The following is a 16,164-nucleotide window of genomic DNA, read 5'->3' as shown; positions in this document are numbered from 1 at the left end:
GGCCTTCGCAACTGCGTCAGAACATCAGATCTCGGGCAGCGGCGCCGCCAGCTCCAAGGTCTGCGCCGGGTCGGGCTTGTCGGCCAGCCACGGGAACACCGGGGTCAGCTGCTCGGAGAGGCCGCTGATCGCGACCACCTTCGACACCTCGTCCTCGGCGAGCTCCTTGGCCACCGCACCCTGCAACTTCAGGGTGTTGTAAGCGTTGATGCCCGAGGCGATACCCACCGGAATACCGAGCAGCAAGCTGCCCGCGGTGGTGCCGATCACGCCGAGCAGCGCGGCGCCGGCCAGGCAGCCGCCGAGCGTGCCGGCCGCGATGCCCGGGATCGAGGACAACGAGCCCGCGCCCGCGCCGCCGAAGAGACCGATCAGGCAGCCCGCCGACAGGCCGACGGCGCCGCCGACCAGTCCGCCGATGCTGACGGCCAGCCCGAACTGCGTGGCCACGGCGCTGTAGGCGTCGTTGATGTCCTTCTGCTTCTGCACCTCGGGGCTGTCGTCGATCGCCCGATTGCCGCTCAGCGGAACGGTATCCGGCACCTGGCAGATCGGCGGCGGCAGCTCGTCGGCCGTCAGCGCGGCCTCGACGTTCTCCTCGGTCAGCTGTGACACCGGCACCGTGCCGGCCGGGCACGGCACCGCCGCGTTCGGCCAGATCGCCATCGGCGAACCGAAGGTCAGGGTGTTGCCCAGCATGTAGCGGCCCTGGGCGTCGAGCACCTGGAAGTTGTTGATCGGCTGCCACCGTCGTTCCCCGTCGGGTCCCGGCATGACGTGCTCGGGGTCCGGCCCGGTGCCCGGCGCCTGCACGGTGACGCTGCCCATCGGGGTGTTCAGGAACGCCGAACTGTCGCTGAGATCACCGGTGTAATCCCAGCCCGGCAGCGGCGAAACCTGCACGCGCGACAGGCCGTCGCGCACCGCCTGCTCGTGCCGCGACTCCTGCGGCAGCACCTGCGGCAGCGGCGGCGGCACCTCCTGCCCGAACGGAAGGTGGTGCAGGTCTTCGCCTTGCTGGCCGAGCAGCACCTCGCCAGTGCGATCGCGCACCTGATAGTGCTCGCTGCCGACGAAGGTGATCGACCCGTCCGGGCCGTAGATGGTGGAGACCCGGTTGTAAGCGCTGCTGCGCATACGGATTCCGGGCAGCAGCTCCCAGTCGTTCTCCCCGCACTCCGGGGGGCGCGGCGGGATGGGGTCGTTGGGGTTACCCCAATCTCCCAGTGCCGGGCAGTCGATATCGGTGGGCCCGGTGATCGGCGGCCCCGCGTACGCGGGCGCCGCGGCAACGGTGATGGCCGCGGCGGTCATGGCCGCGATACCAATGGCTGGGGCAATTCTCAACGGAACCTCGCATTCATTACGCAGTGGGAGAAAGCACCGGAGAAAGAATTCGCGTCAGGTCGTCAGCTCCCGTTCGGGAATTGCGCTCAGGGCCCGGGTAATTGGCGCCCGGTACCTCGATCGCCGCTGCTACCAGGCGAAGACCTGCATGGACGCTACCGCAGGATGCGCCGTCGACGGCCGAGCAGCGGCAGTTCGTCTTCGGCGCGTCGGTATTGTCCTGACGCCGGGACATATTCACGTTCGAATGCTTTGGTGAATGCGAATTCGGCCGCACAGCAGAACTCGGAGTTTCACGCAGTAACTCCGCGGCCTATACTGCGAAGACAACCACCAGCGACCGAAAGCCTCCCCTCGAAGGAGGGCATCATGGCTGATCCGACGCACACCAAGGTCTGTCTGACCTGCCGGGAGTATCCCGGCCCCGCCCTCGCGCTCTTCCTCGCCCCGGAACCCCTGGTTCGCGGCGGCTGCATCCTGCACCTGGTGGAGCAGGTCCCCGCCGGTGCCGCGGGCGCCGCCGAACTCCGCCGGCTGATGCAATCCCAGGTCGACCCGGCCAGCTCGGTCCGCGCCGAATTCCACGCCTTCGGCACCGGCCCGCCGGACACCGCCCGCACCCGCACGGTCCTGCACGACCACCTCATCAACGACCCGGAGCCGCTCGGCCTGGACTCGGCCGACCCCGACGAACTGACCCGCCTGGCCACCCTCCCCGAACACCCCATCGGCCCGCGCCGCGTCGACGACTTCCAGGATCACGCCGTCCGCACGGCCATGCTCGCCGTCTACCGCCACTTCGCCGTCGACCAGCGCATCCCCGTGCTCTACCACGGTCACGCCGACCCGACCACCGGCTGGTTCGCCCTGCGCGCCGGCTCCGCCTAGCCGCCGGAACGGTCAGCGCACTACGGCCATCTCCTGGTCGGTGGGTTGATCGAGCAGGGCGCTCGGACGGTCGCGGAGGAACCTGTCGAACATCGCGGCGACGTAAGTGCGCGTCAGGGCCGAGGAGCGTGCGGCGGAAATCGGTCCGGCATAGGTCGCGGCCGCGCGCCGGGCCGGCTCGGGGATGAACAGCGGCATATCGGTGTAGTCGTAGTGCGCCGAATCCCGCATCGTCAGTTGCCGTTTCCAGCCGGTACCGCGCTGCCAGAAAGCCGCCAGCGACGGATTCGCGTCGCCGACCTCCTCGATCTGCGCACTGGTCAGCACCAGGACCGGCCGATCGACGCCCGCGGTGACCGAGCGCCCGAACTCCTCGTCGATCCCGAGTTGCCCGTCGAGGTCGACGGCGGCATCGATGCGCCGGTCCTCGTGCATCGCCTCGACCGCGACGAAGCCGCCGAGCGAATGTCCCACCATGCCGACGCGTTCCAGATCCGGTGCGCGATCGAGCCCCGGAGGCAGCGCGCGCCGCCCGGCGTCCGGGTTCACACCGCGGGCCAACTCGGTCACCGCGTCCAGGACGAACCGGGTATCGGCCAGCCGTGCGGCCAGGTACTCGCGGCGGACCTCCCGGTCGAATGCCGGAAACCGCACGGGCGGCAGCACTCTGCCGCCGGGAAATTCCACCCCGGGGTCGGTTTCATAGCTGTGGTCCATGGTGACCACCACATAGCCGCGACTCGCCAGGTCCTCGGCCAAACCGGCGGCCCAGATCCGCGAGACGCCGGCGCCTGGTGAATAGAAGACCACCGGATAGGTCTCCCCCGGGCGCGCGGGCGCGTCGGTGTACGCGTTGGTCAGCAGGCCCGGAAGCTGGACGCCGGCCTGCTTCTCGAGTTCGGGAAGCAGCGCGGTGGAGACGTAGTGCGCCCGCGGATACCGGGCGACGTCGGCGGCCGGATAGAACACCGACACCATCAACTCGCGCGACCGCTCGGGCACGAACGGATCCGGCCGGGTGTCATCGATCAGGTGCAAAGTCGTTGTACCGACGTCGTACTCGCCGCTCGGGCGGGGCAGCACCGAGGACGCGTCCGGGGCCGCACCGGCGGTCATCGTGCCGCCCGCCAGCAGCGCCGCCGCGGACATGGCGACGAACGTCATTCGACCGATCAATTTTCCCCCCGGGTAGATCACCTACCGGGCGACGCTAACAGACCACCGGCCGTGCCGACCGCTCGAACGCGAAAGGCTCCGCACGCCTGGGCGTGTGGAGCCTTTCGTGGCATGGGGCCGGCTACTTGGGGACGTCGATGACGCCCTCGTCGACCGCCCACTGGATGGTGCGTTCCAGGTCGGCGCAGGAGTCCGGGCGGCCCGGGGAGCGGCCCGCCGCTTGCAGTTTCGCGAAGACCGGGCAGCGGGCGGCGGGGTCGCCGGTCCACTGCACCGAGGTCTGGTGCGCGGAGTATTTACGCACCAGGACCTCGCTGGCGCAGGCCTGGCATTGCAGCGGCGTCATGCCGTCTTCCAGGTAGCGCTGCTTGTCGACCACAGTTTGGGCCTGCACCTCGGCCCGCCGCTGCGGCTGATCGGCAAAATCGGGTGCTTTGGCCCAACGGATCATCAGACACCCGCCTCCGCTTGATCGGACTGTGCCGCTTCCTCTTCGGCCTTGCGCCGCAGATTCTCCGCGACCTCGGCCTCCCAGGCGATATTCGCCTTGGTGGTGTCCACCTCGAACTCGAAGCGGTCGGTGGACTTCGGATTGACGTCGGCGAGGTCCACGTAGAACTGGTCGTACCAGCGGCGCAGCTGGTAGACGGGACCGTCTTCCTCGCAGAGCAGCGGGTTCTCGACCTTGGACTTGTGCTTCCAGATCTCCACGTCGCCGAGGAAGCCGACGTTGATCCCTTCCATCATCTTCTCGGCCAGTTTGGCGCCGCCCGCGTCGTCGAGCCCGGCGGGCCGCTCCGCGGTGAGGCCCCACTGCAGCATGAAGGAATCCTGCGAGACCGGGTAGTGGCAGTTGATCAGCATCGTCTTGACTTCGAACCCGCCGTAGCTGTTGATCAGCGAGTTGAGCATCCAGGACGGGCCGTAGTAGGCCGCCTCGGACTCGAGCAGCACCTCGCCGTACTTCTGGGTCCCGTAGTCCTGCCGGTTCTTCGACTCCAGGAACTGGGTGGCGATGTGGCCCTCGAAGACGTTCTTGAAGAACGTCGGATAGGCGTAGTGGATGTAGAAGAAGTGCGCCATATCGACCACGTTGTCGATGATCTCGCGGCAGTTGGCGCCCTCGATGAGCATGGTGTTCCACACCCACGGCGTCCAGCGCTCGCCGAGTTCCTCGCTCGGGTTGCCCTCCGCGTCGGTGTAGGCGCCCTCGATGTAGGGGATGGTGATCCCCTCCTGCGGCGGGTTGCCTTCGTGGTCGTTCCACACGAACAGCTGACCGTTGCGCTCCAGCGTGGCCCAGGACCTGGTGCGCGCCAGCGGTGGAACCCGCTTGCCATAGGGGATCGCCGAGCATTTGCCGTTGGCGCCCCAGCGCCAGTCGTGGAACGGGCAGGCGATGTCGTCGCCCTTGATCGAGCCCATGCTCAGATCGCCGCCCATGTGCCGGCAGTAGCCGTCCAGTACGTTCAGTTGGTTCTTGCTGTCGGCCCAGATCACGAGCTTGGTGCCGAAGGCCTGCACCGAATGTGGCTTACCGTCGCGGAACGATTCGGCCAGGCCGACGCAATGCCATCCCCGCGCATAACGGGTAGGCACGGAGCCCACATCGAGCTCCCGAACCTTGCCACCGCTCCCCTTGGGGGTAACTGCCATCGCGATTCCTCCTCCTTCTGTACTAGAACACGTTACAAAACTGGAGCCCTTCACGCCAGCGATTGCGTCCACTTGCTGGGCATCCTCGAGACATACTGGATGCGGGCACCTGTTCTCGACAGAAATAAGAACCTGTTCTAGTCTCAGAGGCAAATGACTACCGGTAACCAACCCGACCAGGCAGGAGCAGGTCCCAAGATGACGCAAGAAGTGACCGACAAGGTCGAAGCACTGTTGCCCTTCCTGCGTGAGCAGGCACAAGCGGCCGAGGACCTGCGCCGCATCCCCGAAGAAACCATGAAGGCGCTACAGGGCACCGGGTTCTTCAAACTCGTCCAGCCCAAGCAGTGGGGCGGGTACGCGGCCGACCCGGTGATCTTCTACGACACCGTCCGCAAGATCGCCAGCGCCTGCGGTTCCACCGGCTGGGTGGCCGGCATCCTCGGCATCCACAACTGGCACCTGGCGCTGTTCGGCCAGCAGACCCAGGAAGAGGTGTGGGGCAACGACACCGAGGTCCGGATCTCCTCCTCCTACGCGCCCATGGGCGCGGGCACCGTCACCGAGGACGGCACCGGCTATCGCGTCAGCGGCAGCTGGGCGTGGTCTTCCGGCTCCGATCACGCCGACTGGACCTTCGTCGGCGGACCGGTCATCAAGGACGGCCGCCCGGTCGACTTCGGCAGCTTCCTCATCCCCCGGCCCGACTACCGCGTCGACGACGTGTGGAATGTGGTGGGCCTCAAGGGCACCGGCTCCAACACCCTGATCGTCGAGGATGTCTTCGTGCCCCGGCACCGGTTCCTCAGCTACAAGACGATGAACGACCTGACCTCGCCCGGTCTGGAACAGAACACCGATCCGCTGTACAAGATGCCCTGGGGCACAATCCATCCCAGCACCATCACCACGCCGATCATCGGCATGGCCAACGGCGCCTACGCCGCGCACGTCGAGCACCAGGGCAAGCGCGTGCGCGCTGCCTACGCCGGCGAGAAGGCCAAGGACGATCCGTTCGCCAAGGTCCGGATCGCGGAGGCCTCCAGCGATATCGACGCCGCCTGGCGCCAGGTCTCGGGCAACATCGTCGACGAGTACGCCTATCTGCTGCGCGGCGAGGACATCCCGTTCGAGCTGCGGCTGCGGGCGCGCCGCGACCAGGTCCGCGCGACCGGCCGGGCGATCGCCTCGATCGACAAGCTGTTCGAGAGCTCCGGCGCCACCGCGCTCGCCAACGGCACTCCGCTACAGCGCTTCTGGCGCGACGCGCACGCCGGGCGGGTGCACGCCGCCAACGATCCCGAGCGGGCGTACACGGTCTTCGGCTCCGGTGAATTCGGTCTCCCGATCACCGACACCATGGTCTAGGAGGGGATTTCGTGACTTCGACGGTGGAACTCACCTACGAATCGACTTCGCGTTTCGCGCAGGTCCGGCCGGATCTGCAACTGCACTACCACGAGGCCGGCGTCGGCAACGGCCCGACGATCGTGCTGCTGCACGGCGGCGGCCCGGGCGCCTCGTCCTGGTCGAACTTCGCCCGCAACATCCCGGTGCTGGCGCAGAACTTTCACGTCATCGCCGTGGATCAGCCCGGCTACGGCAAGTCCGACAAGCCGGTCGATCATCCGCAGTACTTCGCGCACAGCGCCTCCGCGCTGAAGGACCTGCTGGATCACCTGCAGATCACCGAACGCGTACACCTGCTGGGCAATTCGCTCGGCGGTGGCGCGGCGGTGCGGTTCGCCCTGGACTACCCGCAGCGGGCCGGCAAGCTGGTGCTGATGGGCCCGGGCGGGCTCAGCGTCAACGTGTTCGGGCCGGACCCGACCGAAGGCGTGAAGAACCTCGCGAAGTTCAGCTACGAACCGACGCGGGCGAATCTGGAAGCGTTCCTGCGGATCATGGTCTTCGACCAGTCGCTGATCACCGAGGAACTCATCGACGAGCGGTTCGCCTCGGCGAGCACCCCCGAGTCGCTGGCGGCGGCCCGGGCCATGGGTAAGTCGTTCTCCGGACCGGACTTCGAGCTCGGCATGCTCTGGCGTGACGCCTACAAGCTGCGCCAGCCGGTCCTGCTGATCTGGGGCCGCGAGGATCGGGTGAATCCCCTGGACGGCGCGATCGTGGCGACCAAGCTGATCCCGCGGGTGCAGCTGCACGTCTTCGGTGGTTGCGGCCACTGGGCCCAGCTGGAAAAGTTCGACGAATTCAACCGCCTCGCAGCGGATTTCCTCGCCGGGTCCCGCAAGGAGAAGTGACATGAGTATTCGCGCACTCGGGTACATGCGCATCGAGGCCACCGACATGGCGGCCTGGCGCGAGTACGGCCTCAAAGTGCTCGGCATGATGGAGGGAACGGGTCCCGATCCGAACGCCCTCTACCTGCGGATGGACGATTTCCCGGCGCGGCTGGTCATCGTGCCGGGCGAGCGGGACCGGCTGCTGGTCTCGGGCTGGGAGGTCACCAACTCCGGTGGGCTGCAACAGCTCCGGGAGCGGCTGTCCGAGGCCGGGGTGGCCTTCAAGGAGGCCACCAAGGAGGAACTCGCCGATCGGCGCGTCGAGGGCATGATCCGGTTCGACGATCCCTCCGGCAACGTGCTCGAGGCCTTCTACGGCGCGCAGTACCTGGCCCGGCGGTTCGTCAGCCCCTACGGCCACAAGTTCGTCACCGCCGAGCAGGGCCTCGGTCACGTGGTGCTGACCTGCACCGACGACGGCGCGGCGCAGGAGTTCTACCAGGGCGTGCTCGGCTTCCGGCTGCGTGACTCGATGCGGCTGCCCCCGCAGATGGTCGGCCGGCCCGCCGACGGCGACCCGGCCTGGCTGCGGTTCTACGGCTGCAACCCGCGCCACCACTCGCTGGCGTTCCTGCCGCTGCCGAACCCGACGGGCATCGTGCACCTGATGGTCGAGGTGGAGAGCTCCGACGATGTCGGCCTCGCCCTGGATCGCGCGCTGCGCAAGAAGGTGAAGATGTCGGCGACCCTGGGCCGCCACATCAACGACAAGATGCTCTCCTTCTACATGAAGACGCCGGGCGGGTTCGATATCGAATTCGGTACCGAGGGTTTGGAAGTCGAGGACGATCTGTCCTGGATCGCCCGCGAGTCCACGGCGGTGAGCCTGTGGGGTCACGACTTCTCGATCCAGGCCCGCCCGCAATGAGCACCGCGACGCCGGAACAGGTGCCGGAGATCGATCCGCGCGCCTTCCGGAATGTGCTGGGGCAGTTCTGCACCGGCATCACCGTCATCACCACCTTCGACGAGGCGAAGGCGCCGGTCGGCTTCGCCTGCCAGTCCTTCGCCGCGTTGTCGCTGGACCCGCCGCTGATCCTGTTCTGCCCCACCAAGACCTCGCGGTCCTGGGCGGCGATCGAGCAGGCCGGCAAGTTCTGCGTCAACGTCCTCGCCGAGGAACAGCAGGCCGTCTGCGCCCGCTTCGGCTCCCGCGAACCCGACAAGTTCGCCGGAACACCGTGGCACACATCCGAACTGGATGTTCCGGTCCTCGACGACTCGCTGGCCACGATCCAGTGCACTGTGGACAGCGTCGTCGACGGCGGCGATCACTACATCGTGATCGGCCGTGTGCAGGCCCTGTCGGAGTCCACCGACTCCGGCAGGCCCCTGCTCTTCTACCGGGGTCAGTACACGGCCATCGAGCCGGAGAAGACCACGCCCGCGCCCTGGCGCGCGGACCTGGACCACTTCCTCACCACGACCACGCTCGACACCTGGCTCTGAGAGCAACGCGAACGGCCGGGAGCACGCGCTCCCGGCCGTTCTGCTGTTCACCTCAACGCACGCGTGGCACGACGTAGTCGACGAGTTCGCCGACCGATTCGAAGCCGGATTCCTTTTCCGGGATCGCCACGCCGGTCTGCCGCTGTACGTCGATGACGATCTCGATGACGTCGAGCGAATTCAGCCCGAGATCGTCCTTGAAACGGCTATAGGGCTCGATATCGCTCACCGGACGCCGACTCCGCTCGGCCACAATCGTCCTGATCTGTTCTACGGTCCGCATGGACATACGCCCCGCCCTCCCAACGGTTCTCGCGGACAAGCTCCGCGTCTTCCCGAACCTACCGCCTGGCTGGAAAAGTGCTCATTCGGTGCGCACTTTGACCCTCATGCTGAATGCATGGAACTTCTCGACGGCACCCCCGTGATCACCTGCACCGACGCCGGCGCGTGGCACACCTGGCTCGCTGCCAACCACGCCACGGCTTCCGCCGTGTGGATTCTCATCGCCAAGAAGAACTCTCCCCAGCCGTCCCCAACCATCACCGAAACTCTCGACGGCGCCCTCTGCTACGGCTGGATCGACAGTGTCCGGCGTTCTCATTCCGCCGACTTCTACCTGCAGCGCTACTCTCCGCGCCGACCCAAAAGCCCCTGGTCGGCCATCAATGTCGCCAAGGCCGAAGCGCTCATCGCGGACGGTCGTATGCGACCCGCGGGTTTCGCCGCGATCGCGGCGGCGAAGTCAGACGGCCGCTGGGCGCGCGCCGCCTGAGTCACCACCGCGCCAGCAACTCCGGCAGTGCGGTGCCGATCGGTTCGCGGATGACCTCCTCGGCCAGGTCGTCGTAGGGTGTCGGCTCGGCGTTGACGATGATCAGCCGGGCGCCGTGCTGTGCCGCGACGCCCGCCAGGGACGCGGCGGGCTGCACCTGCAGGGTGGTGCCGACCGCGATGAAGACCTGGGCGGCCTGGGTGATGGCGATGGCCTGTGTCAGCACCTCGGAGTCCAGCGCCTCCCCGAACATGACTGTCGCGGTCTTGAGAATTCCGCCGCAGTCCCGGCAGGCCGGATCCGGTTCCCCCGCGTCCACCCGCTCGAGCGCCGCCGCCAACGTGGTCCGTGCGCCGCAGTCGGTACACACCACGGCCCGGGCGGTCCCGTGCAATTCCAGCACCTTCCGGTCCGGCAGCCCGGCCAGCTGATGCAGACCATCCACATTCTGGGTGATCACCCGCACCGGCGTCCCGCGCCGCGCCAACTCCGCCACCGCCTGATGCGCCCCGTTCGGCCGCGCCCGCCACGCCGCGCTCTCCTGCCGCATCCGCCACGACTTCCGGCGAATCTCGCTGTCCCCCATATAGAACTGGTACGTCACCAGCTTCTCGGCGTCCGGATCCCGCCGCCACAACCCCTGCGGCCCGCGATAATCCGGGATCCCCGAATCCGTCGAAATGCCGGCGCCGCTGAGAATCGCCACCAGCGGACGCCCACCCGCCTGACCACCGTTCATACCCGCGAGGCTACGCACCTCCCCCACCCCGGTCACCCGAGTTTCGGGCCTATCCGTCGAGTTCGCCGAACGAAATCGTCGCCGGGAAAGGGCTGTCCAACACGATGACGTCCTGATGGGTGTCGACGAGCTTGTACACCCGGCTGGCCCAGTCGAGGCGGAACTCCTGCACCATTTTCACGTACAGATTGGCATCCAGGTGGACGATCAAATACACCGGAATACCCTCGTAGGCGTATTCGGCGAGCTTGTCGACCGTGTCGCTGTAAACGGACCCGGGCGAGACCACCTCGACGACGAGAAGCGCATCGTTGGTGGTCAGCTTGCTGCCGCGTTCGATGCAGCGATACACCGTCACATCGGGTTTGCGAAACGAGAAGGCGCCGTCGCCGCGGCGGCGTCGAGTGAAATAGACATCGACATCGGTTGTCACGCGGGTGCAAGGATCAGCCGGTTTGGCTGCCTCCAGCTTGTTGGCCAGCCGCCGAGCCACATCACTGTGCTCCGGGGTGCCGCTCTGACAGCGGATCACATTGCCATCGATGACCTCGATGAGTTTGCGAATACTGTCGGGCAACTGGTCGTACTCGGCTTCTGTGAGTTCCAGAGCGCCCGGGTCATCGGCCCACACCGGCAGCACAGTCACTTGCTCCCCCATTCCGAGTAGGGCTTGTCGGTCCACCGGCCATGCTACGCGGACATTGCCGCAGATCATGCTGTTAGTTCACGCTGGTCGGCACCAGCTCCCAGAGCTCGGATCCGGCTGCTGGATCCGGGGTGGCGTTCCAGTCGTGGTGCTGGAAATCGGGGTCGCGAACTTCCAGGCGGGTGGGCGTATTCGGGCCGACGTAGGCGATCGAGAGGGTGGCGGTGCGGCGGCCGAGATCGTGCGGTTTCAGGGCGATGGCGATGTCGGTGGCAACGGTGCGCAGGGCGGGGAGTTCGGCCTGGCCGGGCGGGCACAGGTCCAGGTACAGGGTGACGAGGTCCGGGTTGGTGGCGATGGCCGAGCCGCCGGACGCGATGTGGGTGCCGGGTGGGAGGCGGTAGCCGGACATGAAGGCGTAGAAGGGGCCGTCGGCGATCATCTGCGGGCCGGTGCCCGACTCGCTGGTGCAGGGGACGGCGGGCGGCTCCAGGTGGGTGTCGTCCGGGGTTTGACAGCTCGTGAGCAAGGTCGCGGCGACGAGCAGTTTGATCGCGGTTCTCATCGGGTCCTCCTCCGGCCGGGTTTGTTCGACACTAACCCGTGACGGCAAAGACGAAGGGCCGCAGCCGGTTCGGTAGCCGGCTGCGGCCCTTTCGAGTGCGAAATAGACTCAGGCGGTGGCCTTTTCGCGCTGCAACTCCAGCGCGATATCGATGAGCTGATCCTCCTGCCCGCCGACCAGCTTGCGCTGTCCGGCGCGCACGAGCATTTCCGCGGCGGAGACGCCGTAGCGCTCGGCCTGGCGTTCGGCGTGCCGCAGGAACGAGGAGTAGACGCCCGCGTAGCCCATCATCAGGGCTTGGCGGTCGAGCAGGCACTCCGAGGGCATGGCGGGGCGGACGACGTCTTCGGCGGCGTCGGTGACGGCGAAGAAGTCGACGCCGGTCTTGACGCCGAGCTTGTCGCAGACGCCGATGAAGGCCTCGACCGGGAGGTTGCCCGCGCCGGCGCCGAAACGCCGTGCGCTGCCGTCGATCTGGGTGGCACCCGCGCGCACGGCGTACACCGAGTTGGCGACGGCGAGGCCGAGGTTCTCGTGGCCGTGGAAACCGACCTGGGCGTCGTCGCCGAGCTCGGCGACCAGGGCGGCGACGCGGTCGGTGACCTGCTCGAGGACCAGGGCGCCGGCGGAGTCGACGACGTAGACACACTGGCAACCCGCGTCGGCCATGATGCGGGCCTGCTTGGCCAGCTTCTCCGGGGTGGTGCTGTGCGCCATCATCAGGAACCCGACGGTTTCCAGGCCCAGTTCCCGGGCCAGGCCGAAGTGCTGGATGGAGACGTCGGCCTCGGTGCAGTGCGTGGCGATGCGGCAGATCGAGCCGCCGTTGTCCTGGGAGATCTTGATGTCTTCCTTGACGCCCACGCCGGGCAGCATCAGGAAGGCGATCTTGGCCTGCTTGGCCGATTCCGCGGCCGCCTTGATCAGTTCCTGCTCCGGGGTTTTGGAGAACCCGTAGTTGAACGAGGAACCGCCGAGACCGTCACCGTGGGTGACCTCGATGACCGGCACACCGGAGGCGTCGAGCGCGGTGACGATGTCGCGCACCTCCCGCACGGTGAACTGGTGGCGCTTGTGGTGTGAACCGTCGCGCAGCGAGGTGTCGGTGACGCGGACGTCGAGTTCGCCCGAGTAGGGCTTCAGCACGCCTCCGTAGCGATTGCTTGCAGGTCGCTCGAAATGGTCAGTCATTAGTGAAACTCCTTACACCCGAGCGGAAATGATCTGGTTGGCCAGGACCTCGCCGACGCGCGTGGCGGCGGCGGTCATGATGTCGAGGTTGCCCGCGTAGGGCGGCAGGAAGTCGCCCGCGCCTTCGACCTCGACGAAGATCGACACCTTCGCCATGCCACCGGAAACCAGGGACGGGTCGTCGAACTGCGGCTCGTTCAGCAGCCGGTAGCCGGGCACGTACTCCTGGATCGCCTTCTCCATGTCGTGGATGGAGGCGGCGATGGCGTCGCGGTCGGCGTCCTCGGGGATGGCGCAGAAGATGGTGTCGCGCATGATCATCGGCGGTTCGGCCGGGTTCATGATGATGATGGCCTTGCCGCGCTTGGCGCCGCCGATCGTCTCCACGCCCTTGGAGGTGGTCTTGGTGAACTCGTCGATATTGGCGCGGGTGCCGGGCCCGGCCGACACCGAGGCCACCGACGCCACGATCTCGGCGTATTCCACGGGCACGACCCGGGAGACGGCCGCGACCATCGGAATCGTCGCCTGCCCACCGCAGGTGATCATGTTGACGTTCGGCGCGTCGGTCAGCGTCGCCAGGTTGACCGGCGGGATGACCGCCGGGCCGACGGCGGCGGGGGTCAGGTCGACGGCCCGAATGCCCGCGGCCTCGTACTTGGGCGCGTAGGCGCGGTGCACGTAGGCGGAGGTGGCCTCGAACAGCAGGTCCGGCTTGTCCGGCAGCGCCAGCAGCCAGTCCGCGCCCTCGGCGGAGGTTTCCAGGCCCAGGCCGCGGGCCCGCTTCAGACCCTCGGAATCGGGGTCGATGCCGATCATCCAGCGCGGATCGATGTTCTCCGAACGCAGCAGCTTGTACAGCAGGTCGGTGCTGATGTTGCCGGAGCCGACGATGGCCGCGGTGACTTTGTTGGCGGTCACGACTTTCTCCTAGTGGATCGGGGTCAGCTGAAACGCAGACGGACGGAACCGAGTCCGGCGAACTCGGCATGGAAGCTGTCGCCCGGGTGGGCGTCGATGGCGCGGGTGCAGGAGCCCGGGAGCACGATGTCCCCGGCCTTGAGACGCACCCCGAAGGAGGCGACCTTGCGGGCCAGCCAGGCCACCGCGATCACCGGATCGCCGAGCACCGCGTCGCTGCGGCCCTCGGCGACGACGGAACCGTTCTTGGTGAGCACGGCATCGATCGCCTTGATGTCGATGTCCGCGGGCGCCACCCGTTCCGGGCCGAGCACCCAGCCGGCCGAGGACGCGTTGTCCGAGATCGTGTCGCAGAGACCGATCTTCCAGTCCTTGATCCGGGAGTCGATCAGTTCGATGGCGGGCGCGTAGGCGACGGTGGCCGCCAGCACGTCGGCCTCGGTGCAGTCTTCGCCGGGCAGGTCCGCGCCGAGCACGAAGCCGACCTCCACCTCGACCCGCGGGAACAGGTAGCGGCTCGCCTCGACCGGCTTGTCCTCATAGACCTCCATGGAATCCAGGAGGTGTCCGTAGTCGGGTTCGTCCACACCCATCATCTGCTGCATGGCCAGCGAGGACAGGCCGACCTTGTGGCCCACCACCTTCGCGCCGCCGGCCAGCTGGCGCCGGATGTTGATCAGCTGGATCTCGTAGGAGTCGACCACGTCGATCTCGGCGTACCGGGAGACGAGCGGATCGATGGCGACCCGATCGCGTTCGGCGACTTCGAGCTCGTCGGCCAGCTGGATTCGTACCGCATCGGACAGCACGCTAGTTTCCTTCCGCTTCGGTGAGAGCGGCCGCGTGCGCGCCCGCGCGCCGGCCGGAGAAGATGCAGTCGGCCAGGGACAGGCCGCTGACATAGGAGTCCGAGCAGATGCCGACGGCGGTGCGTCCCGCCGCGTACAGCCCCGGAATATCGTGTCCGGCCTCGGATCGCACCGCGCCGGTGTCCTCGTCGACGACGACGCCGCCGAGGGTGAGCATCGGGCACGGGTTCATCAGGCTGGGCTTGATGCCCACATCCAACAGCCAGAAGGGGCCGCTGCGTAGGGATTTGGTGAATTCGGCGGGCTTGCCGACCGGGTCCGGGCGGCCCGCGGCGATGGCGTCGTTGTGCTCGGTCACCGTCGCGCGCAGTCCGGCCGGGTCGATACCGGCCTTCGCCGCGGCGGCCTCGATGCTGTTCTCCCGCACCGCGGCCCGGCGCATGGCCTGGAACTGGGCGCGCTGGAACCAGGTGCCTTGCGCGCCGATCTGCGCGATCGCGGTGCGCATCAGGATGTCGTCGACCAGCAGCCAGCCGCGCCCGTCGTGCTCGGCGATCAGTTTGGCGCCGACGGCGGCGCCGTAGCGGGTCTCGTCGATGACGCGGCGGCCCTGGGCGTCGACCAGGATCGAGCCGGTGAACGCGCTGGGCGGCAGGATGAAGCGCCAGGCCGAGATGTTGCCCATCCGGTCGGTGGCGGCGCCGGCCTGCCGGGCCAGCTGGATGCCGCTGCCGTCGTCACCCGAGGTGCCCAGCGCCAGGCCGTTGCGGAACTGCGGGCCGTGCTCGGCCACCATCGCGCGATTGGCGATGAAACCGCCCGCGCTGACCACGATGCCGCGGCGCGACCGCACCCGGATCGTGGTGCTGTAGCGGCTGTCCAGGCGGGCCAGCCGCCGTTCCAGCATCTTGCGCAGCGGCGGGTAGTAGATGCCGGGGTTGGCCGCCATCTTCGCCAGCCGGGTGTAGCGCTCGCGGATCGCGCCGGGTGCGTCGCGCAGGGTGCGGCATTCGGCGCCGATGACCGCGCCGGTGTCGTCGGTGAGCAGCTTGGTGACCTGGGTCAGCGTCTCCACGCGCACCCCGTGCCGGGACGCCGAGGCCGCGAGCGGGCCGGTGAGCATGCGGCCCGAGATGCCTTTGCCCTTGACCCGGTGCCCGCGCTGCGCGGGTTCGGCGACCTCGCGCCCGAAGCCGGACACCTCGCTGCCCGAGTAGTACAGGTAGTAGCTGTCGTTCGGGTACGAGGTCTTGTAGGGGCACAGCGACGCCTCGAACGGCACGCCGTGGCCCTTCAGCCACTCGATCATCGCCGGGCTCTCGTCCACGAAGCGGCGCAGCGTATCCGGCTTCACCGCGTCGCCGACCTCGCGTTCCAGGTACGCGAGCATCTGCTCCGGGGTATCGCTGACCTCGCCCGCGTGCTGCACCGAGGTGCCGCCACCGGCGTAGATGATGCCGCCGGAGATCGAGGAGGCGCCGCCTCCGGCGAAGCGCTCGAGCACGAGCACCTGCGCTCCCGCGGCCGTGGCTTCCAACGCGGCCGCGGCGCCGGCGGCTCCATATCCGACGACGACGACGTCGGCGGTGAGGTCCCATTCGACCATGTACTAGCTCCGGATCTGAAACTGAAACGAGTTTCTCGGCAAGTGGTACGCCAAGTAGGTCTTCTGCCACTCAACATAGACCAAAGGCGCGTT

General features: G+C 67.6%; 18 protein-coding genes. 6 read left to right on the top strand and 12 right to left on the bottom strand.

Annotated elements, in window-relative coordinates; genetic code table 11:
• Positions 1–24 precede the first annotated feature (24 nt).
• Positions 25–1,314 (bottom strand): hypothetical protein, encoded by a 1,290-nt coding sequence (locus AB0H76_RS26975; protein ID WP_357329375.1) that lies wholly within the window; start codon positions 1,312–1,314, stop codon positions 25–27.
• Between the two features lie 402 nt (positions 1,315–1,716).
• On the opposite strand from AB0H76_RS26975, the gene AB0H76_RS26970 reads away from it, so the two are divergent.
• The gene (locus AB0H76_RS26970; RefSeq protein WP_357329373.1) at positions 1,717–2,235 is read left to right on the top strand and encodes a hypothetical protein; all 519 of its coding nucleotides are present in this window, start codon (positions 1,717–1,719) and stop codon (positions 2,233–2,235) included.
• Positions 2,236–2,247: 12 nt separating this feature from the next.
• Here the strand turns inward: AB0H76_RS26970 and AB0H76_RS26965 are convergent, their stop codons facing one another.
• From AB0H76_RS26965 to AB0H76_RS26955, 3 genes are all read right to left on the bottom strand, one after another.
• Positions 2,248–3,399, bottom strand: a complete 1,152-nt coding sequence (locus AB0H76_RS26965; protein WP_357329371.1) for a hypothetical protein — start codon at positions 3,397–3,399, stop codon at positions 2,248–2,250.
• A 133-nt stretch (positions 3,400–3,532) separates the two neighbouring features.
• Entirely contained in the window at positions 3,533–3,862 is a 330-nt protein-coding gene (locus tag AB0H76_RS26960) for a hypothetical protein (RefSeq protein ID WP_357329369.1), read from the bottom strand.
• Positions 3,862–5,067, bottom strand: a complete 1,206-nt coding sequence (locus AB0H76_RS26955; RefSeq protein ID WP_357329367.1) for a Rieske 2Fe-2S domain-containing protein — start codon at positions 5,065–5,067, stop codon at positions 3,862–3,864. The genes AB0H76_RS26960 and AB0H76_RS26955 overlap by 1 nt, the downstream gene beginning before the upstream one ends.
• A 198-nt stretch (positions 5,068–5,265) precedes the next feature.
• Between AB0H76_RS26955 and hsaA the strand changes: the two genes are divergently transcribed.
• The 4 genes from hsaA to hsaB are packed head-to-tail and all read left to right on the top strand — an operon-like array spanning position 5,266 to position 8,819.
• Positions 5,266–6,435, top strand: coding sequence for a 3-hydroxy-9,10-secoandrosta-1,3,5(10)-triene-9,17-dione monooxygenase oxygenase subunit (gene hsaA, locus AB0H76_RS26950; RefSeq protein ID WP_357329365.1), 1,170 nt, complete (start codon positions 5,266–5,268; stop codon positions 6,433–6,435).
• 11 nt (positions 6,436–6,446) lie between these two features.
• A complete protein-coding gene (gene hsaD, locus AB0H76_RS26945) occupies positions 6,447–7,328 on the top strand; it encodes a 4,5:9,10-diseco-3-hydroxy-5,9,17-trioxoandrosta-1(10),2-diene-4-oate hydrolase (RefSeq protein WP_357329363.1) in 882 nt (293 codons plus the stop codon).
• A 1-nt stretch (position 7,329) separates the two neighbouring features.
• Entirely contained in the window at positions 7,330–8,238 is a 909-nt protein-coding gene (hsaC, locus tag AB0H76_RS26940) for an iron-dependent extradiol dioxygenase HsaC (RefSeq protein WP_357329361.1), read from the top strand.
• On the top strand, positions 8,235–8,819 hold the full coding sequence (hsaB, locus tag AB0H76_RS26935; RefSeq protein ID WP_357329359.1) for a 3-hydroxy-9,10-secoandrosta-1,3,5(10)-triene-9,17-dione monooxygenase reductase subunit: 585 nt from the start codon (positions 8,235–8,237) through the stop codon (positions 8,817–8,819). The genes hsaC and hsaB overlap by 4 nt, the downstream gene beginning before the upstream one ends.
• A 52-nt stretch (positions 8,820–8,871) precedes the next feature.
• On the opposite strand, the gene AB0H76_RS26930 is transcribed toward hsaB, so the two are convergent.
• Positions 8,872–9,102 (bottom strand): acyl carrier protein, encoded by a 231-nt coding sequence (locus AB0H76_RS26930; protein ID WP_357329357.1) that lies wholly within the window; start codon positions 9,100–9,102, stop codon positions 8,872–8,874.
• 117 nt (positions 9,103–9,219) lie between these two features.
• Here AB0H76_RS26930 and AB0H76_RS26925 point away from each other — a divergent pair, with 117 nt between their 5' ends.
• Positions 9,220–9,594, top strand: a complete 375-nt coding sequence (locus AB0H76_RS26925) for a hypothetical protein (RefSeq protein WP_357329356.1) — start codon at positions 9,220–9,222, stop codon at positions 9,592–9,594.
• 1 nt (position 9,595) lies between these two features.
• On the opposite strand, the gene AB0H76_RS26920 is transcribed toward AB0H76_RS26925, so the two are convergent.
• From AB0H76_RS26920 to AB0H76_RS26890, 7 genes are all read right to left on the bottom strand, one after another.
• Entirely contained in the window at positions 9,596–10,333 is a 738-nt protein-coding gene (locus tag AB0H76_RS26920; RefSeq protein ID WP_357329354.1) for a Sir2 family NAD-dependent protein deacetylase, read from the bottom strand.
• Between the two features lie 49 nt (positions 10,334–10,382).
• Positions 10,383–10,979 (bottom strand): Uma2 family endonuclease, encoded by a 597-nt coding sequence (locus AB0H76_RS26915; RefSeq protein WP_357329352.1) that lies wholly within the window; start codon positions 10,977–10,979, stop codon positions 10,383–10,385.
• A gap of 73 nt (positions 10,980–11,052) precedes the next feature.
• Complete coding sequence (locus AB0H76_RS26910; RefSeq protein ID WP_357329350.1) at positions 11,053–11,544, bottom strand: hypothetical protein; 492 nt, start codon at positions 11,542–11,544, stop codon at positions 11,053–11,055.
• 108 nt (positions 11,545–11,652) lie between these two features.
• The gene (gene dmpG, locus AB0H76_RS26905; RefSeq protein ID WP_357329348.1) at positions 11,653–12,735 is read right to left on the bottom strand and encodes a 4-hydroxy-2-oxovalerate aldolase; all 1,083 of its coding nucleotides are present in this window, start codon (positions 12,733–12,735) and stop codon (positions 11,653–11,655) included.
• Between the two features lie 12 nt (positions 12,736–12,747).
• Complete coding sequence (locus AB0H76_RS26900) at positions 12,748–13,656, bottom strand: acetaldehyde dehydrogenase (acetylating) (protein WP_357329346.1); 909 nt, start codon at positions 13,654–13,656, stop codon at positions 12,748–12,750.
• A 23-nt stretch (positions 13,657–13,679) separates the two neighbouring features.
• Positions 13,680–14,465, bottom strand: coding sequence for a 2-keto-4-pentenoate hydratase (locus AB0H76_RS26895; protein WP_357329344.1), 786 nt, complete (start codon positions 14,463–14,465; stop codon positions 13,680–13,682).
• Between the two features lies 1 nt (position 14,466).
• The gene (locus AB0H76_RS26890; RefSeq protein ID WP_357329343.1) at positions 14,467–16,071 is read right to left on the bottom strand and encodes an FAD-binding protein; all 1,605 of its coding nucleotides are present in this window, start codon (positions 16,069–16,071) and stop codon (positions 14,467–14,469) included.
• Positions 16,072–16,164: the final 93 nt, after the last annotated feature.

The sequence above is a fragment of the Nocardia sp. NPDC050712 genome, from assembly GCF_040654295.1.
Lineage (GTDB): Bacteria > Actinomycetota > Actinomycetes > Mycobacteriales > Mycobacteriaceae > Nocardia.
Note: the sequence above shows the minus strand (reverse complement) of the source record. Positions and strands in the feature narration are given on the sequence as shown.

Coding starts and splice junctions, on each gene's coding strand:
- dmpG (WP_357329348.1), bottom strand. CDS start 12,735: ATGACTGACCATTTCGAGCGACCTGCAAGCAATCGCTACGGAGGCGTG.
- AB0H76_RS26890 (WP_357329343.1), bottom strand. CDS start 16,071: ATGGTCGAATGGGACCTCACCGCCGACGTCGTCGTCGTCGGATATGGA.
- hsaB (WP_357329359.1), top strand. CDS start 8,235: ATGAGCACCGCGACGCCGGAACAGGTGCCGGAGATCGATCCGCGCGCC.
- AB0H76_RS26920 (WP_357329354.1), bottom strand. CDS start 10,333: ATGAACGGTGGTCAGGCGGGTGGGCGTCCGCTGGTGGCGATTCTCAGC.
- AB0H76_RS26965 (WP_357329371.1), bottom strand. CDS start 3,399: ATGACGTTCGTCGCCATGTCCGCGGCGGCGCTGCTGGCGGGCGGCACG.
- AB0H76_RS26910 (WP_357329350.1), bottom strand. CDS start 11,544: ATGAGAACCGCGATCAAACTGCTCGTCGCCGCGACCTTGCTCACGAGC.
- AB0H76_RS26975 (WP_357329375.1), bottom strand. CDS start 1,314: ATGACCGCCGCGGCCATCACCGTTGCCGCGGCGCCCGCGTACGCGGGG.
- AB0H76_RS26955 (WP_357329367.1), bottom strand. CDS start 5,067: ATGGCAGTTACCCCCAAGGGGAGCGGTGGCAAGGTTCGGGAGCTCGAT.
- AB0H76_RS26930 (WP_357329357.1), bottom strand. CDS start 9,102: ATGCGGACCGTAGAACAGATCAGGACGATTGTGGCCGAGCGGAGTCGG.
- hsaA (WP_357329365.1), top strand. CDS start 5,266: ATGACGCAAGAAGTGACCGACAAGGTCGAAGCACTGTTGCCCTTCCTG.
- AB0H76_RS26925 (WP_357329356.1), top strand. CDS start 9,220: ATGGAACTTCTCGACGGCACCCCCGTGATCACCTGCACCGACGCCGGC.
- AB0H76_RS26960 (WP_357329369.1), bottom strand. CDS start 3,862: ATGATCCGTTGGGCCAAAGCACCCGATTTTGCCGATCAGCCGCAGCGG.
- AB0H76_RS26970 (WP_357329373.1), top strand. CDS start 1,717: ATGGCTGATCCGACGCACACCAAGGTCTGTCTGACCTGCCGGGAGTAT.
- hsaC (WP_357329361.1), top strand. CDS start 7,330: ATGAGTATTCGCGCACTCGGGTACATGCGCATCGAGGCCACCGACATG.